Source organism: Paenarthrobacter aromaticivorans, from assembly GCF_019038615.1.
Taxonomy (GTDB): domain Bacteria; phylum Actinomycetota; class Actinomycetes; order Actinomycetales; family Micrococcaceae; genus Arthrobacter; species Arthrobacter aromaticivorans.
The window spans coordinates 110,540-132,999 of the sequence record NZ_JAHOPC010000007.1; the positions used below are offsets into that span (position 1 = coordinate 110,540).

The window sequence follows — 22,460 nt, forward strand, 5'->3', positions numbered from 1 at the left end:
AATGCTGACAAATGCGGAAAACAGCCTAGGACTGTGCGGCGTGTGCTTCCTGGGTCCACATCAAGCAGGTCCGCGTGGCAAGTGCCACCACCACTCCGTCCTGGTTCCTGCCAGTATGTTGCATAGTCACCACACCCTGGCCAGGACGCGAGGACGATAACCGTTTGGCGGTGATCACCGTTTCCGTGTACAGGGTATCCCCGTGATAGAGGGGGTGGGGAAAGGTGACATCCGTCAGCCCCAGTTGGGCGATGATGGTGCCCTGCGTCAGCTGGGTCACCGACTGCCCCACCATCGTGGACAAGGTGAACATCGAATTCATCAACCGCTGCCCGAACGGTTGCTGTGAGCTCCAGGCTGCGTCCAAGTGCAGCGCCTGGGTGTTCATGGTCAAGGTAGTGAACAGGACATTGTCCGTCTCCGTCACGGTTCGTCCGGGCTTATGGGCGTAGATCACGCCCTCTTCAAGCTCATCGAAGTACAGTCCACGCTGCTCAACAACACGCGTCATACGGTGAGTTCCTGGTCCTCTTCGAAGAGTTCGGCCCCGGTGGCAGCCACGACGTCGTCCAAAGTGACGTTGGGGGCCAGCTCGCGAAGGACCAGGCGCGGCTCACCTTCGTCCTTGACGACGTCGATCACGGCGAGGTCGGTGATGATCCGGTCTACGCAGCCTTTGCCCGTGAGGGGCAGGGTGCAGTCCTTGACGATCTTGGGCCTGCCGTTGCGGTCCACATGCTCCATCATGACGATCACCTTCTTGGCACCGAACACGAGGTCCATGGCCCCACCCATGCCCTTGACCATCTTTCCGGGGATCATCCAATTGGCCAGATCGCCGTTGGCGGCCACTTCCATGGCACCCAGGACCGCCACATCCACGTGGCCGCCCCGGATCATGCCAAAGGACGAGGCCGAATCGAAGAAAGCCGCACCGGGTTTGATGGTGACAGTTTCTTTCCCAGCGTTGATGAGGTCCGGATCAACCTGGTCCTCGGCCGGATAAGGCCCGACGCCCAGGATGCCGTTCTCGGAATGGAGGATTACTTCCACACCCGCAGGAATGTAGTTGGGGATCAGGGTGGGCATCCCAATCCCCAGGTTCACGTACTGGCCGTTGGTGAGTTCATGGGCTACCCGCGCAGCAAGTTCGTTGCGGGTCCAGCCTTTGGCTTCGTGATGGTCGACGTCGGCACGCCGGTACTCATGACGCACGGCTTCGGGACGGGGCGGGATGTCCTGGTACGAGTTGTCGTTCACTGTGCTGCACCTGCCTGCCTGGTCGCCTGGCCAGTCGCTTGGCTCGTGCTCAGAGCCACCGTCCGTTTCTCAATCCGTTTCTCCGTTGTGGGAGCCACCACCACTCTTTGCACGAAAATGCCCGGGGTATGAATGTGTTCCGGGTCCAGCTCGCCGGTTTCCACGAGCTCTTCGACCTCGGCAATGGTTGTCTTGGCGGCCATGGCACAGAGGGGGTTGAAGTTCATGGCTGTGGCGTGGAAAACGAGGTTGCCATGGCGGTCGCCCTTCCACGCATGGACCAGCCCGAAGTCCGGCGTCAGTGATTCTTCCAGTACGTAGTCGGCGTCCTGGAAGGTGCGCACCTCCTTGGGGGCCGAGGCGATCGCAACGTTCCCTTCGGCGTCGTACTTTTGTGGCAAACCGCCCTCGGAGACCTGCGTTCCCACACCGGCCTTCGTATAAAAGGCGGGAATGCCGGCGCCCCCTGCGCGTAGTTTCTCGGCAAGGGTGCCCTGCGGGGTGAGGACCACCTCCAGTTCGCCGGCGAGGTACTGCCTGGCAAACTCCTTGTTTTCACCTACATAGGAGCTGATGGTGCGGCGGATCCGTCCATCCTTGAGGAGGATTCCGAGGCCCCAATCGTCCACGCCACAGTTGTTGCTCACGGTCTCCAAGTCGGTCGTGCCCTGGCTGTGGAGCGCGTCGATCAGCGATACGGGGATGCCGCATAAGCCAAAACCACCGACAGCGAGCGAGGCGCCGTCCGGGATGTCCTTCACCGCTTCCGCAGCGCTGGCAACAACCTTGTCAATCATCCTTGATCCTTCCCGTACGGTTACAGACCCAGCTCGCGGGCGATGAGCATCAACTGGACCTCAGTGGTGCCTTCCCCGACTTCAAGAATCTTGGAGTCGCGGTAATGGCGCGCCACTGTGAACTCGTTGATGAAGCCATAGCCACCGAACACCTGGGTGGCGTCCCGTGCGTTGTCCATGGCTGCCTCGCCTGCGACCATCTTAGCGATGGCCGCTTCAGTCTTGAACGGCTTGCCAGCCAGCATTCTCGCTGCTGCATCGTAATAGGCCAAACGAGCCGTATGGGCCCTCGCCTGCATCCTTGCGATCTTGAATTGGATGGCCTGGTACTTGCCGATGTTCTGGCCAAAGGCGCTGCGTTCCTTGGCGTACTTCACCGAAAGGTCCACGCAACCCTGGGCCGCGCCCGTGCCCAAGGCGGCAATGGCAATGCGACCCTCGTCAAGGATCGACAGGAAGCTGGCGTATCCCCTGCCCCGCTGGCCCAGGAGGTTCGCTTCAGGAACCCGGACATTGTCCAAAGTCAGTGGATGCGTGTCCGACGCATTCCAGCCCACCTTGTTGTAGGCCCTCTCAGCCTTGAAGCCCGGGGTTTCGGTGGGCACCAGGATGGTGGATATTTCTTTCCTGGGACTGCCGTCGGAGTTTTCCGTCTTGCCGGTGACAGCAGTGACGGTCACCAAAGTGGTGATGTCCGTGCCGGAGTTCGTGATGAACTCCTTATTGCCGTTGATGACCCATTCCCCGTTGTCTATGTGGGCGTGGGTCTTGGTACCGCCTGCATCGGAACCTGCCTCACGCTCGGTCAACCCGAATCCGGCCAAGGATCGTCCCGATGCCAACTCCGGAAGCCAGCGCTCCTTCTGTTCCTGCGTGCCGAAACGGTACACCGGCATGGCGCCGAGTGACACGCCAGCCTCAAGCGTGATTGCCACGGACTGGTCTACCCGGCCCAACTGCTCCAGAGCCAGCGCCAAGGCGAAGTAGTCTCCGCCCATTCCACCGAACTCCTCCGGGAACGGTAGGCCGAACAGCCCCATTTCCCCCATCTGCTTGACCACTTCATAAGGGAAGCTGTGTTCTTCATCGTGTTTGGCAGATACGGGTGCCACCACTTCGTCGGCGAATTCGCGGACGGAATCACTGAGGTCCTGGTATTCCTCGTTAAGGTCAAAACTGCTCATGGCTGGACTTCCTTGTCTGACGCTGCGGGTTTGTCTGTCTCTGCGCGCCCTTCGAGAGGGTCTGCTGCGTGAATAGTGGCGAGTACCTGGTCGGCTTTGACCAGATCGCCCGGTTTGCTGGTGAGGTGGACGGTTCCGGAAACCGTTGCCACCAATTGGTGCTCCATTTTCATGGCTTCCACCGCCAGGAGCGGCTGCCCCTCTTTGACCACGTCTCCGTTGGCCACTGCCACGGAAACCACAGTTCCGGGCATCGGCGAGCGCACCTCCGGATCTGCAGCACCATCTTCGCGCTGGATGCCTGCGAGCATCCTGTGAAGACGTTCTGCGCGGTTCAGGACTTCCAGGTGGCAGGACCAGCCGTCGTTGCCAAGGTAGATCCCGCGGATCCCGCTCGTCCCGGCCGGTGATAGGCCAACCGCATAGGTGAGGCGACCGCCGTCGATCTCCAGGACGATGCCCTCCCCGGTCCGTTCCACGGCGTTGACTTTGGCCGAACGGCCCGCGTCAGGGCCGCCGTCGATGGTTGCCGAGAAGATGCCGGAGTCCTCAATCAAAGCAACGGTGGAGGTGCCGCCGCCGGGCAGGCCGAACGTGGCACTCCATGCGCCGCGGGCACCCACCCGCCAAGAGTCCGGCGAACTCCAGGCGTTGCCGGCGTTTGCAGCAGCCCCAGGGTTTGCCTTCTTTTCGAACCACAGCGTTAGGGCGGCGGCGATCAACTCGTTGGCGCCTGGGTGCCTGAACTCCATGGACGGCAGCTTGCGTTCGATCAGCCCCGTATCCAGGTGGCCGGCGCGGACGTCAGGATCATTGATCAGCAGCCGGAGATATTCCACGTTCGTGTCCAAGCCCAGGAGGGTGTACCTGCCCAAGGCGGCGTCCAAGGTGTCCAGCGCAGCGGCGCGGTTTTCGCCCCAGGCGATGACCTTGGCCAGCATGGGATCGTAGTCGCCGGTGATCTCAAGGTCCTCGCGCATGGCGGAGTCGATCCTGACGTTCGCATTGGAGCGTTGCTCGCCGAGCACCTTGGGATCCGCCCCGCCATTCTCGGCCAGCGCAACAACGCGTCCCATCGAGGGCATGAAGTTCCGCTCCGGCACTTCCGCATAGACCCGCGCCTCCACGGCGTGGCCTTCAAGAACGACGTCGGACTGGGCAACGGTGAGCAGCTCACCGGCGGCGATGCGCACCTGCCATTCAACGAGGTCTATCCCGGTGACCATTTCGGTGACGGGGTGCTCCACCTGCAAGCGCGTGTTCATCTCCATGAAGAAGAACTCATCGGGATGTTCGTCGGACACCAGGAATTCCACGGTGCCGGCACCGCTGTATTTGACCGAACGTGCTGCGTTGCAGGCTGCTTCTCCAATGCGGGCCCGTTCGGCCGGGCCGTCCGCCAGCGATTCAAAGAGTGCCGAAGGAGCTTCCTCGATCACTTTCTGATGGCGGCGCTGGAGGGAACATTCGCGCTCGCCCAGGTGGATGACGTTGCCGTGGTTATCCGCGAGGACCTGGACCTCGATGTGGCGGGGTGCCTTGATGAGCCGTTCCAGGAACAGCGTGTCATCACCGAACGCCGAAGCTGCCACGCGCCGTGCGGTCTGCAGCGTTGCAGCCATGTCTTCGGGCCGCTCGACGATGTGCATTCCTTTGCCGCCGCCACCTGCCGAGGGCTTGATGAGCAACGGAAAGCCTACCGACGGAGCTGCGTGGATCAGTTCCTGGTCCGTGAGGCCGGGTACTGCAATTCCGGGTACGCACGGGACGTCGTAGGCCATGACGTGGTTTTTGGAACGGATCTTGTCGCCCATGACCTCGATGGCGTCAATGCCCGGCCCGATGAACGTTATCCCGGCCGCGTCAAGGGCTTTGGCGAACTCCACATTCTCTGACAGGAAGCCGTAGCCGGGGTGGACCGCCTCCGCACCGCTGCGGCGGCAGGCATCGATGATGGCGTCGATTTTCAAGTAGCTCTCCGAGGGTGCCGTGCCCCCGATGGCCACTGCGGTATCGGCAAGGGCCACGTGCTGGGCGTGCTTATCCGCGTCCGAATAGACGGCAATGGAGCGGATGCCCATGTCCCTGAGGGTTCGGATCACGCGGCAGGCGATCTCACCGCGGTTGGCAACGAGGACGGCCCTGAACGGACGGGACGCCGCGGCGGCGGCGGCCGATGCTGTGGTGGTTGGCAGAGTCATAGTCACATCCTGAAGAGACCGAAGGAGGTCTCGGGCAGTTGCTGGCGGGAGACGACATCCAAGGCCATGCCCAGGACCCGTCGGGTGTCTGCGGGATCGATGATGCCGTCATCCCAAAGCCGTGCGGTGGAGTAATATGGGCTGCCTTGTTCCTCGTACTGCTGTTTAATGGGAGCCTTGAAGGCCTCTTCTTCCTCGGCTGACCATTCCTGGCCGGCGGCCTCGAACTGGTCCCTTTTGACCGTTGCCAGGACACTGGATGCCTGGTTTCCGCCCATCACTGAAATGCGCGCAGCTGGCCACATCCACAGGAAACGCGGCGAGTAGGCCCGCCCGCACATGGAGTAGTTTCCGGCGCCGAAGGAGCCGCCAATGACAACGGTCAGTTTGGGGACCCTCGCTGTTGCGACCGCTGTGACCATCTTTGCGCCGTTCTTGGCGATGCCGCCTTGCTCGTAGTCTTTGCCCACCATGAAACCTGAGAGGTTCTGCAGGAAGATCAGCGGAATGCCGCGTTGATCGCAGAGTTCGATGAAGTGGGCGCCCTTAAGCGAGGACTCACTGAACAGGACCCCGTTGTTCGCCACGATGCCAACGGGGTGTCCGTGGAGATGGGCAAATCCGGTCACCAGCGTGGTGCCGTAATTTTTCTTGAACTCATGGAATTGGGAACCGTCCACGAGCCGGGCGATTACTTCGCGGACGTCGTACTGGGCGTTGACGTCTGTGGGGACCACGCCATAAATCCCGGAGGGGTCGACGACGGGCGGCAGGACGACGTCGAGCACGTCCCACGCCGGCGTGGCTGGCTTGGGCAACGTGCCAACGATGTCCCGGACGATTTCCAGCGCGTGTTGGTCGTTCTCGGCCAGGTGGTCCGTAACACCGGAAATCCTGGAGTGCACGTCACCACCGCCTAGTTCCTCAGCGGTGACAATCTCACCGATCGCTGCCTTCACCAGGGGCGGCCCCCCGAGGAAGATAGTGCCCTGATTGCGGACGATCACTGTTTCGTCACTCATAGCCGGCACATATGCGCCGCCGGCCGTGCACGAACCCATCACCGAGGCAATTTGCGGAATCTTGGCTGCCGACATGCGCGCTTGGTTGTAGAAGATGCGGCCAAAGTGCTCTTTGTCGGGGAAAACCTCATCCTGCTTGGGCAGGAACGCTCCCCCGGAATCCACAAGGTAGATACACGGAAGCTTGTTTTCCAGGGCAATTTCCTGAGCCCTGAGGTGCTTTTTTACCGTCATGGGGTAGTAGGTGCCGCCCTTGACCGTGGCGTCGTTGGAAATCACCAGGACGTGCCGGCCATGGACCAACCCAATACCGGCAATCACGCCTGCGCCCGGCGAATCATTGTTGTACATGCCGTTGGCGGCCAGGGGCGCTATCTCCAGGAAGGGGCTCCCCTCGTCCAGGAGGTAGTCAATCCGCTCGCGGGGCAGCAGTTTGCCTCGGGCGACATGACGCTCCCTGGATTTCGCGGGCCCCCCGAGGGCTGCCACGGCAAGACGTTCCTTCAGTTCCCCCACGAGGGCCAGCTGTGCTTCCTGATTGGCTTCAAAGGTGCCGCTGTCGGGCCCTGCCAAGCTGGCGATTGTCTCCATCGACCACTGTTCCATTCCCGGCCCCAGGCCATTTCGGTTAGTGCCACGTAACTGAAATTTAGGTTAGTCTTTATTAACTGTGATGTCCAGCACAGTGGGACCGTGCAAACCCACATCCCTGGCAGTGGCACCAAGGAGGAGAACGTGACCGGAGGCCCGGAAACAGGCACTGTCCGCAGCGCAGCCCCAGCAAGCAACCCAGCCCCGGCAGGCAACCCAGTTCCGGCAACGCAGCGAGGCCAAGCCAAGGAACTCCGAAGGCTCGCATTGCTTTCAGCGGCCGCGGGACTCTTTGCAGAAAACGGCTTCACGCGGGTTTCGCTTGAGGATCTTGGGGCGGCGGCAGGCGTCAGCGGGCCTGCCGTTTACCGGCACTTCCCCGGCAAACAGGCCGTCCTCGGCGAGCTTCTCCTCAGCGTCAGCCGCGATCTGCTCGACGGCGGCCTCCGCGTGGTCGCGGAAGCGGAGAACCCCATGGATGCACTGAAGGGCTTGATCCAGTTCCAGGTGGACTTTGCGCTGAGCAACCCGGACGTCATACGTGTCCAGGACCGAGACTTCGGGAGCCTCAGCAGCACCGACCAAGCCGAAGTCCGGTCCCTGCAACGCGCCTACGTTGAAACCTGGGTGGACGTCCTGGCACGCATCCATTCCGACACAGATGTCTCCGACCTCCGCGTCCGGGCGCACGCAGCCTTCGGCCTGATCAATTCCACCCCTCACTCCGTCCGCCATCACGGACGAAAGATCGCGGTAAAGTCGGCCAGGCCCATCTTGGAGCAGATGGCCTTGGCTGCGCTGACAGCAGCCTGATTGTTAACTCTTTTCGGGAGATTGGGACCGTCTTCCAGGTGTTCTCTTTAAATGTCAGACCCCGATGAAATGATTTTGATCATGGAAGATACGGAGCAGCTGACAACACTTAGGACGGAACCGTCCCCTGTTGTCGCTGTCCTGGCCGCGGTCCGGTCACAGCGCTTCTTGAGCATGCCGGACTTGGTCAAGGCCGGGTTCAAGGGTTCGACGGCGTCCATGAGCGGGATCGGCCATTTCCACGGCGGGTTACGCAATGCAGGTGGGCTGGGCAACAGAGCTGGGCTAGGCAATGCAGTTGGGCTGGGCAACGACGCTGCGCCGCTCAACGGCAAGGCCGAGTTCGGCCGGGCCTCAGGGCCCGCCGGCGCCAAATCCACGCACACCGGGCCAACAGGCGCCAGATCCACAGACACCGGGCCAACAGGCGCCAGATCCACAGACACCGGATCCACAGGCGCTAGATCCACAGGCGCTAGATCCACAGACACCGTAGACGCCTCGGCCTCCGCCGCCTGCGAGATCCGTGACCCACAGTGGAAAGCTTGGACCGGCCATGGTCCGGAGCTTGCCCAGCCGAGCCCCCATTTCGAAAACAGGCATCCCAATCCTCCGGCTACCGGACGGGATCTGACGGCACTCCTTGAGCACGGCGCGGCTCTCTTGGACCCCTTGCGGTTGTCCGCAGCAGCCGATGCGGCGCGGCTGTGTGGCTTTGTTGAGGCCGCCGACTTTGCCGGCAGGGTCGAGGAGATCTCCCGATCTTTGGAGTACTTGCAGGTTGTCGCGGCGCAGGCGGTGGAAAGGACCCGGAAAGAAGCACAGCAAACCTCGCCGGGGTCGTCGGGTGGGGCGCCCGAGTGGCGGACCGGTTGGACCGAAGCAGCCACGGATGCGAGGGTTACGCCAACGGACAGCGTCGTGGATGACGGGTACCGGAATGCCGCTGAGTTCCTTCGGGCCCGGTTGCGGATCAGCATCGGGGAAGCCCGGCGCAGGCTCGCCCTCGCACCCGATGTCCTTCCGCAGGCCGGAATGGCCGGGCAGGAGATCCCGGCCCGGCGGGAAGCGCTGGCCGAAGCCCTCTCCTCAGCTCTGGTGCCTTCCCGGTCCGCGACGATCATCAGCACCGCACTGGACAAAGTCCGGCAGCTCACCGATGACGGCACCATCACCCGGATGGAACACGCCCTTACCGCGACGGCCATTGAATCCGACCCGGACTTTGTCACCACAATTGCCAAACGCTGGGTCGATTCGATCGACCAAGACGGTCCCGAACCGTCCGAAGAAGTTCTCCGCCAACTCCAGGGCGCGTTCCTCCGGCGACGACGCCGCCACGGGCTCCACCACATCGAAATCTTCGCCACCGCAGAACAATACGAAACCCTGGCCACCGCCATGAACACCGCCACCAACCCCCGACTCACGGGCCACAACGGCGAGCCCGGCACCGCTCCCGACAGCAGCACAGGCAACAGCACCAGCACCAGCACCCACGACGGCACCGCAACTGCACTCCACCGCGGACCAGACACCAGGTCAGGCGGACCGGATCTGGACCGCCGCACGCGGGCCCAGAAACTCCTCAACGGCCTCGTCGGAGCGTGCGCCGTCGCGATGACCACAGGGAAACTGCCCTCCAACGGCGGACTCCGACCCCAACTCGCCGTCACCATCGACGAACGCGACCTCTTCGAACGACTCACACGCACGGCCCCCACCCCAAGCACAGCAACACCAGCCGGTGCAGCCCCCACGCCACCCGGCACAGCCGCCACCCAGACCACGGGACCTGACCAACAGAACCCCCGGCCCCGCACAGCCGCCACCCAGACCACAGGCACAGGACCTGACCCGCACCACTCCCGGCTCAGCTCCGGCACCGCCACCTTTACCGGCCCGATGCACCCCAACACCATCCGCAAAATCGCCTGCGACGCCGACATCCTCCCCGTCCTGCTCGGAACCGCCTCCCGCATCCTGGACATCGGCCGCACCACCCGGATCTTCCCACCCCACATCCGCAAAGCCATCACCGCCCGCGACCAAGGCTGCGCCTTCCCCGACTGCACCATGCCCGCCCCCTGGTGCGAAGCCCACCACATCACCTACTGGTCACACGGCGGCACCACATCCACCGACAACGGCACCCTGCTCTGCAGCCACCACCACCACCTCATCCAGAAAGAAAACTGGACCATCACCACCACCACAGGCGTGCCCTGGTTCACCCCACCCCCACACATCGACCCCAAACAAACACCCCGACGCAACCACCACCACACACCCCTCAGAACATAAACCTGCCCGACAACGATGCCAGGTGCGGACAGAGGGCGGCCCAGGTACTGCGGAAGGGTGGCGAATGCGATGCACAGATCGGGTGCCGGCTGTCTGCGCGCGTGCACAGACGGGCGCTAGGTCCCTGCCTCTACCTGCGCCAGTTGCCTGATTACCCCTGCCTGCAAATCTGCAATCTGCACAGTCAACCCGTATGTTCTCGGGCTGTTCCAGTATTCCTAGGACTCACAGGGCCAGTTTCAGGGGCTGTGCGGGGCGGAAGTGGAGCCTAGGCTGAAGCTCGAACCCTTACTGAATCCATAAAGCAACAGGGTTGGTACCAGCCATTATCAAGGAGCGCACCATGAGGATTGCCGTAACCGGCGGAAGCGGAAAATTGGGCAGGAGCGTGGTCCGCCGACTGACACAGGACGGTCACCACGTGCTCAACATGGACCGCGCAGGCAAGAGGGGCCGCGGCTACGTCAACGTAGACCTCCGCAACTATGGCCAGGTCCTGGACGTCGTCCTCGGCCTGGACGATCAACACAGCGGCTTGGACGCGATCGTCCACTTGGCTGCCATCCCCGCACCGGGGTTGGCTCCGGACGCCGCAATTTTTGAAAACAACATGCTCTCCACCTATAACGTCTTCCAAGCAGCCCGGCGAGCGGGCATCAAGAAGGTGGTTTATGCCTCCAGCGAGACAGTCCTGGGGCTCCCTTTCGATATCGACCCTCCCTACATTCCCGTGGATGAGGAGTACGCGGCCCGGCCTGAAAGCACGTACTCCCTGGTGAAACACCTTGAGGAGCAGATGGCCATCCAGCTCACGCGCTGGGACCCATCGTTGAGCATCACTGCACTCAGGTTCTCCAACGTGATGGACCCCGAAGACTACGACGCCTTCCCGTCCTACGACTCGGACGCCACCCTGCGCAAGTGGAATCTGTGGGGCTACATCGATGCCCGCGACGGCGCCCAGGCAGTAGTTCGCGCGTTGGAGAAAGGTGCGCCTGGTTTCGAGACCTTCATCATCGCCGCTTCGGACACCGTGATGAGCCGAAGCAGCGCCGGGCTTGCCGCCGAAGTCTTTCCCGGCGTCGAGGTTGTCAAGGAACTGGGCCAGCACGAAACCATGCTGTCCATCGACAAAGCGCGGCGGCTCCTTGGCTTTGAGCCGGAACACAGTTGGCGCGATGTCCATTCCAATCGGACCACGCCCACAGAAGACTGAACGCGCGACGACCCACCCCTGAGCCGCAGTTTCCTGCAAGCACTCGTAAAGGGGCGGGCCGGCGCAGCTTCCTACGTTCGTGAAGCTAGACCATAGTTAACACCATGGCGGGATCGGACAGGATAGCGCCAAGGTCCGCCAGGAATCGTGAACCCTGTTCCCCATCCACCAAGCGATGGTCGAAGGACAAGCTCAGGGACATCACCTGCCGTACGGCGATCTCATCATCTACCACCCACGGTGCCTTGCGCACGGCACCCAAGGCCACAATGGCAGCCTCGCCCGGATTCAGGATGGGCGTCCCGGCGTCGATCCCGAATACTCCGATGTTGGTGATGGAGATGGTGCCGCCCGAAAGATCTGACGGAGACGTCTTGCCGGCACGTGCGGTATCCGTGAGTTCTGACAACGCTGTAGCAAGTTCCCGCAGGGTCAGGCGATCGGCGTCCTTAATGTTCGGTACCGTCAGGCCCCGGGGCGTAGCAGCCGCGATGCCAAGGTTGACGTAATTAAACTGGATGATCTCCTGGCGTGCCTCGTCCCAGCGCGAATTCAACGTCGGGTTGTTCCGTAGCGCTATCAGGACCGCCTTGGCCGCAATAGTGAGCGGAGTGAGCTTGTAACCCTCGAACGCTTTGCTTGCCTTGAGTCGTGTCAGCAATTCCATGGTGGCAGTCACATCGATCGTCAGGAATTCCGTCACGTGCGGCGCGGTGAATGCGCTCTGCACCATGGCCGCAGCTGTGAACTTCCGGACGCCCTTGATGGGTGAACGCGTTTCCCGCTCGCCGGTGGCTGCCGGCCCTGTTGGTACCGCGCTTGTGCCTACCGCCTCACCCGTGAAGTTCTGTACGTCCTCCCGCGTGATGAGTCCCCCTGGACCGGTGCCGGGAACCAATTGAAGGTCGATCCCAAGATCGCGCGCCAGCTTACGTACCGGCGGTGTGGAACGCGGACGCTCAGCCGTGGCTGCCTCAGGGTGAGGAGTTGCCACCGGCTCCCGGGCCGCTTCCGTGGGGCGCGCCTGCGGCGTTTCGCCTTGGACCTGGGCGCGGACCCGGCGTGTCGGCCGTCCGGTGTGCTCGACGACGGCGCCATACCCCACAAGGTTCGGCTCACGTTTGGCGGGGCTTGCGGCCGCCCCGCTCGCCTCGACTGGCCGCGGGCCGCCGTTTGATGCAGACCCGCCGTTTGATCCAGATCCACCGTTCGATCCAGATCCCCCAGTGGGCTGAGCTTCGCCAGTGGACTCAGGTTCGCCGGCAGCCTGATCTCCAGCGGCAGGTCCGTTGCCCCCATTGGAGGCCCCGGCGTCGTCCACTTCGAAGGAGACGATCGGTTTGCCGACCTCCACCACGGAACCGGGCTGCTCGTGCAGCGCCGCTACGACGCCGGCGAAAGGCGACGGCAGCTCGACGACTGCCTTGGCCGTCTCAACCTCCGCGATGACCTGATTGAGGGTAACGGTGTCCCCCACTGCGACCTTCCAGCTTAGGATTTCCGACTCGGTCAGGCCTTCGCCAAGGTCCGGCAGCCTGAATTCCTTGATCATGGTGGCGGTCATCCTTCCAGTCCACTCAGGGAGTTGGGGCGGCCCAGCGTGCGGTCCACGCCATCCAGAATCCTGTCCAGGTCCGGCAAGTGGTGCATTTCGAGCTTCGAGTAGGGATAGGGAACATCGAAGCCGGTAATGCGGACGGGCGCCGATTCCAGGTAGTTGAAGCAACGCTCGGTAATGCTGGCGGCAATCTCCGCTCCGAGGCCACCGGATTGTCCGGCCTCGTGTGTGATGACCAGCCGGCCCGTCTTGCGCACGGAGGCTTCCACCACTGGGTAGTCAACTGGAGCCAACGAGCGTAGGTCGATGACTTCCACGGAAACTCCTTCATCAGCCGCAGCCTGCGCCGCATCCTTGGCGGTTTTTACCAGAGGGCCGTATGCCACCAAGGTGACGTCCGAACCGGCGTTGACCACAGCTGCCTTGTCCAATGGCATCGCGTTGGAGAGGTCAAGGGACTCCTCGACGTCACCCTTGTCGTGGTAGCGGCGCTTGGGTTCGAAGTAGAGAACGGGATCATCCGAGGCAATGGCCTGCTGGATCATTGTGTATGCGTCCTGTGGGTTGGAGACCGCCACCACCCGAAGCCCTGAAGTGTGGGTGAAATAAGCTTCCGGTGATTCGGAGTGGTGCTCCGGGGAGCCAATGCCACCACCGAAAGGAACCCGGATGGTGATGGGCATCTTGACCCGCCCCTGTGTCCGGTAGTGCATCTTGGCCACCTGGCTGACGATCTGATCGAAGGCAGGGTAGATGAAGCCGTCGAACTGGATCTCGCACACTGGGCGGTAGCCCCGGTAGGCCAGGCCCACTGCGGTTCCAATGATGCCGGACTCGGCCAGAGGCGTATCAATTACCCGGTGCTTTCCAAAGTCCTTTTGGAGTCCATCGGTGACACGGAAGACACCTCCGAGGGAACCAATGTCCTCGCCCATGAGGACGACTTTGGGATCGTTTTCCAGTGACTTGCGAAGGCCGGCGTTGATTGCCCGGGCAAATGTGAGCTTGGACATCAGAGTGCACCTTCCTCGACGGGCTGGTTGAAACTGTTCAGGTAGCGCGAATAGTGATCCTTCTGGCGTTCAATCCAGGAATTGGGTGTGCTGTAGACGTGGTTGAAGACGTCCAACGGCTGCGGATCGGGCATGTTGACGCAACTGGTGCGGAGCTCGGCGGCGACGGCGTCGGCTTTGGCTTTGACCCTGCCTTCCAGTTCTTCAGTGAGCAGGCCTTTGGCGTCGAGGAGCCGCCGCAGACGAAGAATTGGATCCTTGGCAGCCCAGTCCTCCAGCTCATTGGGGTCCCGGTATCGCGTGGGATCATCGGCAGTAGTGTGCGGGCCCATGCGGTAGGTGACCGCTTCGATAAAGGTTGGGCCGCCGCCGCTCCGGGCACGGTCCATAGCCCAGCGGGTAGCGGCCATGACGGCGAGGACATCGTTTCCGTCAACACGAAGGCTGGGGATTCCGAACCCTGTAGGCCTGTCGGCCAATTGAACGTGGGACTGCACGCGCACAGGTTCGGAAATGGCCCAGTGGTTGTTCTGGCAGAAAAAGACCACGGGAGCTTGGAAACTGGCCGCAAACACCATGGCCTCGCTCACGTCGCCTTCGCTCGTGGCGCCATCCCCAAAGTAGGCCAGAACTGCCGTGCTGGCGCCGTCCAACTGGACGCCCATGGCGTAACCGGTGGCGTGGAGGCTCTGGGATCCGATGATGATTTGGGGTGTCGCCATGTTGATCCGCTGGGGATCCCAGGAGTAGAGGGCGTTTCCGCGCCATACCTGGGCGATCTCTGATACATGCGCGCCGCGGATGTAGGCTACGCCGCTTTCACGGTAGCTGGGGAAAACAAAGTCATCATCCCGCAAGGATCGGCTTGAGCCGATCTGGGCTGCTTCCTGCCCAAGCAGCGGAGGCCAGAGGGCTAGTTCACCCTGCCGCTGGAGGGCTGTTGCTTCGGTATCGATGCGGCGGATGACCGTCATGTCCTCAAACAAGGAGCCCAGTTGTTCATCGCCGATGTCCTTGATCCAAAGATCAAATTCCGGATGGCTGATCCGTTCGCCTTCCGGCGACACCAACTGGAGGAGGTTGCCCCCCGTCCGCAAAGGATTTTGTGCACTTTGTCCGGGGCGCGGAGCGTCATTTTGCACTCCCTTGCCCGCCTTATCCGTCAACACAGGTGATCGCAACCTTCCGGCTAGTTTTGCCGGCCCTGCTGGACTTGTGATCCAGCCGCAGACCGACTCCCTGGCTCCTTCGCCAGGGTTAATTGTGACCCTACTCACAAGGCGCATCGGGTACAACTACCCTCGAAAAACTTGAGCATTCTGCCATATTGAGTGGCTCCCCACCGTGCTAATCTTGCGCATTATGCAACCTTTGGATGGCACTGACACCCGGCTCCTTTCTGCGATGGCAAAGGATCCCAGAGGAACCGTTGTGGCCCTCGCCCAAAAACTGGGCCTTTCCCGCAACACGGTGCAGGCCCGCATGGCGCAACTCGAGAAGAAGCATGCCTTCCTCTCCTTTGAGCGGCGCATCAACCCCGTTGCCCTCGGCTATCCGCTCACGGCTTTCATCAGCGTCCATGTCCAGCAACAGAAACTCGCCTCGCTGGCGAAGGAACTTGCGGACATCCCCGAGATCCTGGAAGGTTTCGGCCTGACCGGGTCAGCCGACCTGCTGTTGCGGGTGGTTGCGTTGGACGCGGAGGACCTCTACAGGATCAATGGCAAGATCCTGGCCTGCGACGGCGTCGACCGCACGGATACCGCCTTGGCCATGCGGGAAATGATTCCGTACCGGGTGCAACCCCTGTTGGGCCGGCGCTCTGAGGGCTGAAGCCCGCTTTCACCTGCCGTTATTACCCTTTTGGCCCTTGCCTGTGGAACTGTGGATGCGATTTGATTCAGATGGACGCATCGGGGGCCGGCCAGCGGTTTCCGGCTACGTGGTGGCGCTGCCGCAGGCTGCCGAAAGGGGCACTACAGTGAGCAACCCACAGGAACCGAATGGCCGCGACGGAACCCAACGCAGCGGAAGCGAATACGGCCAGAACCCGCCACCCGTCCCACCCGGCCCCGGGTACCCCCCACCGAACGGGACTCCACCGCAGTGGCAACAGCCGCCGTCGTCCGCTGGTTCCCAAGGCCAGTACCCCCAGGGTCAGTATGCGCCGGGCCAGTATCAGCCTGGCCAAAACCCTTATCCACCCGGACAGTACCCGCCCGGACAGTACGGCCAGCAGTTTCCGCCGCCAGCCAAGAGCAGGAAGGTGCTCTGGATTGTCCTGGGCATTGTGGCAGGAGTGATCGTGCTTGCCGTCGTGGGAATCCTGGTGCTGGTGAACGTGGTGGGCGGCGCGACGTCGAAGGCGAGGTCTTTGGCGGACGAGTTCACCAACCTGGTGGTTTCAGGGCAAACCGAGCAGGCCTACGACAACTACCTGCACCAAGCATTGAAGGACGAACTGGATAAGCAGTCCTTCATCGACGGCATTGCCAGCCTGGAACTTGATGACTCATGCAAGCCCAATTACAGCTCCGTGAGCGTGAACTCCGAGAACGGCAGTAACAAAGCGGATATCACGGGAACCTTGCAATGCAGCGGAAAGAGCATCGATCTCAAGTACGTTTTCGAGGGCACCAACGATCTCAAAATGAGCAGCATCCGCCTCCGTCCATAAGGGTGGGAAAAAATATCCCGCTTTCCACCCATCCGCATCAACGCATGGTCCGAATCACTGTTTGAGAGCCCCGCCCGGGGTTCCACAGGACGGCCGGGAAAGCCCCGGCCACCACCGGAAGGTTCGGACCAATGCGTACTTCGCCCAATCGCTTGATCGCCACCATCTTCGGAGCCGTATACCTCTTGGTAGGCGTGCTCGGATTCTTCGTCACCTCGGGAACCGGGTTCTTCGCCACTGAGGGTGCCAATCTGATCATCTTCGCGGTGAACCCGCTGCATAACGTTATTCACCTGGCCATCGGTGCCGCCCTGCTCTATGCGGGCATGAACGGTGTCACGCTTTCCAAATCCGTCAACACGGCGGTGGGCGGCGTCTACCTGCTGGTGGGTATCCTCGGGCTGTTCCTCGTTGGGACTTCACTGAACATCATCGCCCTGAACGGGGCAGACAACGTGTTGCACCTTGCCAGCGCCGTGGTGCTGCTGGGCGTTGCCCTCTCCCAGGACAAGGCCGTCGTCGTCTCCGCCCGCGCCTGATCGCGGAACCACGTAACCCAAAGACTGAGTCCAAGGAGAGCGCCATGGCAGGAGAACAGCACCCCACGCTGAAAGCAGCCACCCTGTTGTTCGTCTACTTCGCTGCCATGGCTGGCAGCATGGTGGATCTTTCCATTGCCGCCGGGTACCTGACAGCAACGGGTGCACCTGGATTGATAGTTTCCGGAGTGGTGGCCCTCGCATCCGGACTCGCCTTCCTGGCTTGGTCTTTATGGGGGCTCCACCGGAACTCCCTTGTCTTTCCACGGCTTGCGCTTCCCGCCCTGGCAGCGGCAGCCGCGGCCCATATCGCCGTCGTCATATGGAGCGTGGCAACTCCTGGGCGCTCGCTTGATGTGAGCCATCTTGCCGCCTTTAGCCTGTCCCTGATGGCACTTGGCGGGGGCGGTTGGCTGCGGCGGCAGCACAAGACCAACGACGGCGGCGCCCACGGCCTGCCAAGGACCGGGCGGCTTCTGGCAGCCGCGTTCGGAGCCGCCGTCGTTGTTGCTTCAGTGGCCACGCCGGGATTGGCGGCATCGATGGCGGGCCAGCACGCGGTACCCCATGGGGAGCACGCCAAGGCTCCTTCCGAAGGGACACATCCGGGGTTAACTCCAAGCCGCCACCACTAAGTGACGTCCCCGGAACAGGGCGCTCCATCAACATTGCCCACTGTTGATGGAGCGCCCGCTTCGTGGATCATGGAGCCATGGATCCCGTTGAGGCGCTCGAAGAAATCTCCTTTTGGTTGGAACGCGGCCAAGCCCCCTCCTTCAAGGTCCAGGCCTTCAGGAAAGCGGCCGACGCCGTTCGGCAGCTTCCGCCCGACGAGTTGGCCAGGCTCATTCGGAACGGAAGAGTCACCAGCCTGAAAGGTGTTGGGGACCGAAGCGCGGAAGTCATTACCCAGGCTATGGAAGACAGGGTGCCCGATTATCTGGCCGACCTTCGCGAGCGTGGGGCCGAATCCTTGGCGTCCGGCGGCGACACCCTCAAGGCAGCGTTACGCGGTGACCTGCACAGCCACAGCAACTGGTCCGACGGCGGCTCGCCGATTGAAACCATGGTGGCTGCCGCCAAAACCCTGGGCCGTGAATACCTTGCCCTCACTGACCACTCCCCCAACCTGACCATCGCCAACGGCCTCAGCGTAGAGCGCCTTGAAAAGCAGCTCGGTGTGGTGGAAGGGATCAACGCGGATCAGGACGGCTTCCGTTTACTCAAAGGCATCGAAGTGGACATCCTGGAGGACGGGACCCTGGACCAGACGCCGGAAATGCTGAACCGGCTGGACGTGGTGGTGGCCAGTGTCCACTCAAAGCTGCGCTCGGACAAGAAGACCATGACCAAGCGGATGCTCGGCGGAATCAGTGATCCACACACGAACGTCCTGGGGCATTGCACTGGCCGTCTGGTCCAAGGATCCCGCGGCACCCGGCCTGAGTCCGAATTCGATGCCGTCAAGGTCTTCACTGAATGTGCCGAGTGGGGTGTCGCCGTCGAAATCAATTCACGGCCGGAGCGGCAGGACCCTCCGGACAACTTGATTAAGATGGCTCTGGACGCCGGCTGCCTGTTCAGCATCGACAGTGATGCCCATGCCCCTGGCCAACTCGATTTCCTCCAGTACGGCGCCGAACGCGCCGAGTCACTTGGCGTGCCGAAGGAACGGATCGTCACCACATGGCCACTGGAACAGCTGAAGGAATGGCTCAGCCTCAAGAAGTGATTTAGCGTTGGCATGCCTGAGGGCTCCCCCGCCGCTTGGCAGAAGGAGCCCCCGTGTTTGGCCTTAATCCTTGCTGAACTTAGTGGTCCACCGCTTTCTCGGCGCCGATACCTGTCAGCGAGCGGACTTCCATCTCCGCTTGCTTGGCCGGATCCTCGAGGCGCTTGTCCAGGACAGTCCCCAGCCAACCCAGGAGGAAAGCAAGAGGGATGGACACGATGCCAGGGTTGCTCAACGGGAAGAACGCGAAGTTGGCTCCCTGGATCATGGAGGTCTTGGCGCCTGAAACCACGGGCGAGAACGTGATGAGCAGAATGGCAGAGGCCAGGCCGCCATACATGCTCCACACGGCGCCCTGAGTGGTGAACCTCCGCCAGAACAAGGAGTAGACGATGGTGGGCAGGTTCGCCGAGGCTGCCACGGCGAAGGCAAGGGCCACCAAGAATGCGACGTTCTGGCCGTTGGCGAAGATGCCGCCCAGGATGGCCAGGATACCGATGACTACTACGGTCCGACGGGCTACCTTGACCTCTGTAGTGGCGTCGGCTTTGCCCTTTGAGATGACGTTCGCATAGATGTCGTGGGCAAAGGAGGCTGCGGCGGTGATGGTCAGTCCAGCCACGACGGCAAGTATGGTGGCGAACGCGACTGCTGAGATGAAACCGAGCAGCAGCGGACCGCCGAGGTGGAAGGCCAGCAGGGGTGCAGCAGAGTTAACGCCACCCGGGGCCGATTTGATGGTGTCCGCTCCAACCAAAGCTGCAGCACCGTAACCCAGCACCAGCGTGAACAGATAGAACAGGCCGATCAGCCAGATCGACCAGACCACGGACTTGCGTGCTTCCTTGGCGGTGGGAACCGTGTAGAAACGCATCAAAACGTGTGGGAGGGCAGCTGTGCCCAGCACCAACGCCAAGCCCAGGGACATGAAATCAAGCTTGGACGTCTCCGTCTTGCCATACTGCAGGCCCGGGTTCAGGACCGCCGGGTTGTTGGCGGCTTCGGCCGCGGAGCCGAGCAGGTTGGAGAGATTGAAGCCGTAAATCGCCAGCACCCAGGCAGTCATGACTGCGGCTCCTGCGATCAGCAGGATGGCTTTGATGATCTGCACCCACGTGGTGCCCTTCATGCCGCCGATGAGGACGTACATGATCATCAAGGCGCCGACGACGATGATCACCAAAGCTTGTCCGCCCCAGTCGCTGATGCCCAAGAGGAGCGAAATCAAGCTGCCTGCTCCCGCCATTTGGGCGAGGAGGTAAAAGAAGCAAACTGCAAGGGTTGAGAGGGCGGCCGCGATGCGGACCGGCCGCTGGCGCAGCCTGAACGACAAGACATCGGCCATGGTGAACTTGCCGGTGTTGCGCAAGAGTTCGGCCACGAGGAGCAACGCCACCAACCAGGCGACGAGGAAGCCGATTGAGTAGAGGAACCCGTCATATCCGTTGATCGCAATGGCGCCCGTGATCCCCAGGAACGAGGCCGCGGAAAGGTAGTCGCCGGCAATCGCTGTGCCGTTCTGTGAACCGGTGAAGGAACGGCCTGCCGCATAGTAGTCGGCCGCGGTCTTGTTGTTCCTGCTTGCCCGGAAGACGATCACCATGGTGACCGCCACGAAGAGGGCGAAAATGCCCATATTGAGGAGCGTCGTGTCCTTCAATGCCGCGACGTTGACCGCGGGGACAAGGGTGCTGATGTGGTTTGTGTTCATTTGGCTGCCCCGCGGATCACATTGCCATCCTTATCGAACTGGTGGCCCTCGATCTCATGGCGGATACCAGCCGCGATCGGGTCCAGCTTCCTGTTGGAGTAGCTCACGTACCACGCTGTGATGCCGAAAGTGGTGACGAATTGGAGCAGCCCAAGGATCAGGCCAACGTTGATGTTGCCCCAAACTTTAATGGACATGAAGCCGACGGCGTAGTCGGCCAAGAGAACGTAGGCGAAATACCAAAGCAGGAACGCCACTGCCATCGGGAAGACAAAACTGCGGTGCCGCTTTCGCAGCGTCTTGAACCGTTCCGTCTGCTGGACTTCCTGGAAGTCCACGGACGCCGTTGCGTCCTGGGGTTGGGCCTCATTACCCATGGTTCCTCCTGATTGTGATGTGTCCACATCAGCTCCACACGCCTTGCCAATGTGACTGCAATCACTATCCGTCGGCCGGTGCCGGCGGTTCCAGAGAACCAGCGGCCAGCGTCGCCCAGCGGTCAGGATGCTGCGCCGAACGGTGGGATGTGAGAGAACGTTGGGAAAAACCCGGTGGGATGTGAGAGAAGGTTGGGGGAAACGGCGCAGGAAGTGAGAGAGCATCGGGCTACGCTGGCTCTATGCCTGACTCCCCGCTTTTCACAGCAGCCGCGATCGCCGTGATCGTGCTCGCCGTCGCCGTCGTCGTGGGTGTTGGGCTGAAGGTGATCCGTTCCTTCCGGGACCTTGGCACGGATGCTGAGCGGGCCACGTACAACACACTCCATGCAGCCTCACGTGCGGGACAGCATCTGCGTGGCGGCCTGCACGCGGCGGGCTCCGCCAAAGCCAGCAGGCAGCTGCGAATGCTCCTGGGCTGCGACGCGTTGGCCATCACGGATACCGATTCGGTCCTTGCCTGGGATGGGGTTGCCGAGGAATTGCGGCCTTCCCTCATGCGCCTCGCCGCGGACGTCCTGGCGACAGGGCGGACTGCCGTGGTGCCCCACGCCGGGACTCCGGCGCCCGCAAAATCCGAGCACGGCCACCACGATTTCAGTGCCGTTATTGCCCCCATCCGTGCCGGTTCCAAAGTGGTCGGATCGGTGGCAGCACTTGCGCCTGCAGCCGGAGCCGGGCTGGTAAGGGCAACCAGCGAAGTGGCTGACTGGATTGCTGCCCAGCTCGAGCTGGCTGAGTTGGAGGCTTCCCGGACCCTGCTGATGGAGGCCGAAGTCCGGGCGCTTCGTGCCCAGATCAGCCCGCACTTCATTTACAACTCCTTGAACGCGATCGCTTCCTTCATCAATACGGATCCTGCCCGGGCAAGGGAGCTCGTGGTGGAATTCGCCGACTTCACCAGGTACTCCTTCCGAAGGCACGGCGACTTCACCACCGTGGCCGAGGAACTGCGCTGCATCGACCGCTACCTCCTTCTGGAACGGGCCCGGTTCGGCGAGCGCGTGCAGGTCAGCCTTCGGATCGCACCCGAAGTGCTGAGCACGGTCATACCGTTCCTTAGCCTGCAACCGCTGGTGGAGAACGCGGTCCGCCATGGCCTTGAAGCGAAGGAAGGTCCTGGACATATCACCATTTGTGCCAACGATTCCGGCGCGTTCGCTGAGGTCACCATCGAGGACGACGGCGTGGGGATGGACCCGGAGCACCTGCGGTCCGTACTTGCCGGACATACAGACGGCGAGCACGTGGGTTTGCGGAACGTCGATGCGCGCTTGCGGCAGGTCTATGGGGACGAGCACGGCCTCGTCATCGAAACAGCCCCTGGCGAGGGGACGCTGATCACCATGCGGGTCCCCAAATCCCAGCCGGGACATGACGCCTGACACACGGGGCTAATCTTTAA

General features: G+C 62.0%; 20 protein-coding genes. 9 read left to right on the forward strand and 11 right to left on the reverse strand.

Features of this window, described 5'->3' with window-relative positions:
- Positions 1-25 precede the first annotated feature (25 nt).
- The 6 genes from KSW38_RS12845 to KSW38_RS12870 are packed head-to-tail and all read right to left on the reverse strand — an operon-like array spanning position 26 to position 7,055.
- Complete coding sequence (locus KSW38_RS12845; protein WP_216925313.1) at positions 26-511, reverse strand: MaoC family dehydratase; 486 nt, start codon at positions 509-511, stop codon at positions 26-28.
- Positions 508-1,260 (reverse strand): CoA transferase subunit B, encoded by a 753-nt coding sequence (locus tag KSW38_RS12850; RefSeq protein ID WP_216925314.1) that lies wholly within the window; start codon positions 1,258-1,260, stop codon positions 508-510. The genes KSW38_RS12845 and KSW38_RS12850 overlap by 4 nt, the downstream gene beginning before the upstream one ends.
- Positions 1,257-2,057 carry a CoA transferase subunit A gene (locus KSW38_RS12855; RefSeq protein WP_216925315.1) on the reverse strand — a complete coding sequence of 267 codons (801 nt, stop codon included), beginning with the start codon at positions 2,055-2,057 and terminating at the stop codon, positions 1,257-1,259. Before KSW38_RS12855 ends, KSW38_RS12850 begins: the two co-directional genes overlap by 4 nt.
- A 20-nt stretch (positions 2,058-2,077) precedes the next feature.
- Entirely contained in the window at positions 2,078-3,241 is a 1,164-nt protein-coding gene (locus KSW38_RS12860) for an acyl-CoA dehydrogenase family protein (protein ID WP_216925316.1), read from the reverse strand.
- Positions 3,238-5,442: an ATP-binding protein gene (locus tag KSW38_RS12865; protein WP_216925317.1), complete on the reverse strand. Its 2,205-nt coding sequence runs from the start codon at positions 5,440-5,442 to the stop codon at positions 3,238-3,240. The genes KSW38_RS12860 and KSW38_RS12865 overlap by 4 nt, the downstream gene beginning before the upstream one ends.
- Positions 5,443-5,444: 2 nt before the next feature.
- On the reverse strand, positions 5,445-7,055 hold the full coding sequence (locus tag KSW38_RS12870; RefSeq protein ID WP_216925318.1) for a carboxyl transferase domain-containing protein: 1,611 nt from the start codon (positions 7,053-7,055) through the stop codon (positions 5,445-5,447).
- A gap of 144 nt (positions 7,056-7,199) precedes the next feature.
- Between KSW38_RS12870 and KSW38_RS12875 the strand changes: the two genes are divergently transcribed.
- The 3 genes from KSW38_RS12875 (at position 7,200) to KSW38_RS12885 (ending at position 11,388) form a co-directional block, all read left to right on the forward strand.
- Positions 7,200-7,868, forward strand: coding sequence for an SACE_7040 family transcriptional regulator (locus KSW38_RS12875; RefSeq protein WP_428982386.1), 669 nt, complete (start codon positions 7,200-7,202; stop codon positions 7,866-7,868).
- A gap of 51 nt (positions 7,869-7,919) precedes the next feature.
- Positions 7,920-10,172, forward strand: a complete 2,253-nt coding sequence (locus KSW38_RS12880; RefSeq protein WP_308169366.1) for an HNH endonuclease signature motif containing protein — start codon at positions 7,920-7,922, stop codon at positions 10,170-10,172.
- Positions 10,173-10,515: 343 nt separating this feature from the next.
- Positions 10,516-11,388: an NAD-dependent epimerase/dehydratase family protein gene (locus KSW38_RS12885; RefSeq protein WP_216925319.1), complete on the forward strand. Its 873-nt coding sequence runs from the start codon at positions 10,516-10,518 to the stop codon at positions 11,386-11,388.
- A gap of 85 nt (positions 11,389-11,473) precedes the next feature.
- On the opposite strand, the gene KSW38_RS12890 is transcribed toward KSW38_RS12885, so the two are convergent.
- Genes KSW38_RS12890 through pdhA form a run of 3 tightly spaced genes read right to left on the reverse strand, consistent with a single transcriptional unit; the run spans position 11,474 to position 15,128 of the window.
- Entirely contained in the window at positions 11,474-12,952 is a 1,479-nt protein-coding gene (locus KSW38_RS12890) for a dihydrolipoamide acetyltransferase family protein (RefSeq protein WP_216925320.1), read from the reverse strand.
- Positions 12,949-13,959 (reverse strand): alpha-ketoacid dehydrogenase subunit beta, encoded by a 1,011-nt coding sequence (locus tag KSW38_RS12895; protein WP_216925321.1) that lies wholly within the window; start codon positions 13,957-13,959, stop codon positions 12,949-12,951. Before KSW38_RS12895 ends, KSW38_RS12890 begins: the two co-directional genes overlap by 4 nt.
- Positions 13,959-15,128, reverse strand: coding sequence for a pyruvate dehydrogenase (acetyl-transferring) E1 component subunit alpha (gene pdhA, locus KSW38_RS12900; protein ID WP_216925322.1), 1,170 nt, complete (start codon positions 15,126-15,128; stop codon positions 13,959-13,961). The genes KSW38_RS12895 and pdhA overlap by 1 nt, the downstream gene beginning before the upstream one ends.
- Before the next feature lie 193 nt (positions 15,129-15,321).
- Here pdhA and KSW38_RS12905 point away from each other — a divergent pair, with 193 nt between their 5' ends.
- The 5 genes from KSW38_RS12905 (at position 15,322) to KSW38_RS12925 (ending at position 18,907) form a co-directional block, all read left to right on the forward strand.
- Positions 15,322-15,792, forward strand: a complete 471-nt coding sequence (locus KSW38_RS12905) for an Lrp/AsnC family transcriptional regulator (protein WP_216925323.1) — start codon at positions 15,322-15,324, stop codon at positions 15,790-15,792.
- A gap of 55 nt (positions 15,793-15,847) precedes the next feature.
- The gene (locus tag KSW38_RS23435) at positions 15,848-16,636 is read left to right on the forward strand and encodes a hypothetical protein (RefSeq protein WP_254186444.1); all 789 of its coding nucleotides are present in this window, start codon (positions 15,848-15,850) and stop codon (positions 16,634-16,636) included.
- 131 nt (positions 16,637-16,767) lie between these two features.
- Positions 16,768-17,175 (forward strand): DUF4383 domain-containing protein, encoded by a 408-nt coding sequence (locus KSW38_RS12915; protein WP_216925324.1) that lies wholly within the window; start codon positions 16,768-16,770, stop codon positions 17,173-17,175.
- Positions 17,176-17,219: 44 nt separating this feature from the next.
- Positions 17,220-17,810, forward strand: coding sequence for a hypothetical protein (locus KSW38_RS12920; protein WP_216925325.1), 591 nt, complete (start codon positions 17,220-17,222; stop codon positions 17,808-17,810).
- Between the two features lie 77 nt (positions 17,811-17,887).
- The gene (locus KSW38_RS12925) at positions 17,888-18,907 is read left to right on the forward strand and encodes a PHP domain-containing protein (RefSeq protein ID WP_216925326.1); all 1,020 of its coding nucleotides are present in this window, start codon (positions 17,888-17,890) and stop codon (positions 18,905-18,907) included.
- Between the two features lie 79 nt (positions 18,908-18,986).
- Here KSW38_RS12925 and KSW38_RS12930 read toward each other — a convergent pair whose 3' ends face one another.
- Positions 18,987-20,618: a solute symporter family protein gene (locus tag KSW38_RS12930; protein ID WP_223948518.1), complete on the reverse strand. Its 1,632-nt coding sequence runs from the start codon at positions 20,616-20,618 to the stop codon at positions 18,987-18,989.
- A complete protein-coding gene (locus KSW38_RS12935; RefSeq protein ID WP_216925327.1) occupies positions 20,615-20,995 on the reverse strand; it encodes a DUF485 domain-containing protein in 381 nt (126 codons plus the stop codon). Before KSW38_RS12935 ends, KSW38_RS12930 begins: the two co-directional genes overlap by 4 nt.
- Positions 20,996-21,237: 242 nt before the next feature.
- Here KSW38_RS12935 and KSW38_RS12940 point away from each other — a divergent pair, with 242 nt between their 5' ends.
- The gene (locus KSW38_RS12940; RefSeq protein WP_216925328.1) at positions 21,238-22,440 is read left to right on the forward strand and encodes a sensor histidine kinase; all 1,203 of its coding nucleotides are present in this window, start codon (positions 21,238-21,240) and stop codon (positions 22,438-22,440) included.
- Positions 22,441-22,460 lie beyond the last annotated feature (20 nt).

What these genes read in the sequence shown, in the direction of transcription:
- KSW38_RS12870 (WP_216925318.1), bottom strand. Translation starts at nt 7,055, where the DNA reads ATGGAGACAATCGCCAGCTTGGCAGGGCCCGACAGCGGCACCTTTGAA.
- KSW38_RS12865 (WP_216925317.1), bottom strand. Translation starts at nt 5,442, where the DNA reads ATGACTCTGCCAACCACCACAGCATCGGCCGCCGCCGCCGCGGCGTCC.
- KSW38_RS12890 (WP_216925320.1), bottom strand. Translation starts at nt 12,952, where the DNA reads ATGACCGCCACCATGATCAAGGAATTCAGGCTGCCGGACCTTGGCGAA.
- KSW38_RS12915 (WP_216925324.1), top strand. Translation starts at nt 16,768, where the DNA reads ATGCGTACTTCGCCCAATCGCTTGATCGCCACCATCTTCGGAGCCGTA.
- KSW38_RS23435 (WP_254186444.1), top strand. Translation starts at nt 15,848, where the DNA reads ATGCGATTTGATTCAGATGGACGCATCGGGGGCCGGCCAGCGGTTTCC.
- KSW38_RS12860 (WP_216925316.1), bottom strand. Translation starts at nt 3,241, where the DNA reads ATGAGCAGTTTTGACCTTAACGAGGAATACCAGGACCTCAGTGATTCC.
- KSW38_RS12880 (WP_308169366.1), top strand. Translation starts at nt 7,920, where the DNA reads ATGTCAGACCCCGATGAAATGATTTTGATCATGGAAGATACGGAGCAG.
- KSW38_RS12920 (WP_216925325.1), top strand. Translation starts at nt 17,220, where the DNA reads ATGGCAGGAGAACAGCACCCCACGCTGAAAGCAGCCACCCTGTTGTTC.
- KSW38_RS12855 (WP_216925315.1), bottom strand. Translation starts at nt 2,057, where the DNA reads ATGATTGACAAGGTTGTTGCCAGCGCTGCGGAAGCGGTGAAGGACATC.
- KSW38_RS12885 (WP_216925319.1), top strand. Translation starts at nt 10,516, where the DNA reads ATGAGGATTGCCGTAACCGGCGGAAGCGGAAAATTGGGCAGGAGCGTG.
- KSW38_RS12935 (WP_216925327.1), bottom strand. Translation starts at nt 20,995, where the DNA reads ATGGGTAATGAGGCCCAACCCCAGGACGCAACGGCGTCCGTGGACTTC.
- KSW38_RS12930 (WP_223948518.1), bottom strand. Translation starts at nt 20,618, where the DNA reads ATGAACACAAACCACATCAGCACCCTTGTCCCCGCGGTCAACGTCGCG.
- KSW38_RS12940 (WP_216925328.1), top strand. Translation starts at nt 21,238, where the DNA reads ATGCCTGACTCCCCGCTTTTCACAGCAGCCGCGATCGCCGTGATCGTG.
- KSW38_RS12895 (WP_216925321.1), bottom strand. Translation starts at nt 13,959, where the DNA reads ATGTCCAAGCTCACATTTGCCCGGGCAATCAACGCCGGCCTTCGCAAG.
- KSW38_RS12905 (WP_216925323.1), top strand. Translation starts at nt 15,322, where the DNA reads ATGCAACCTTTGGATGGCACTGACACCCGGCTCCTTTCTGCGATGGCA.
- KSW38_RS12925 (WP_216925326.1), top strand. Translation starts at nt 17,888, where the DNA reads ATGGATCCCGTTGAGGCGCTCGAAGAAATCTCCTTTTGGTTGGAACGC.
- KSW38_RS12845 (WP_216925313.1), bottom strand. Translation starts at nt 511, where the DNA reads ATGACGCGTGTTGTTGAGCAGCGTGGACTGTACTTCGATGAGCTTGAA.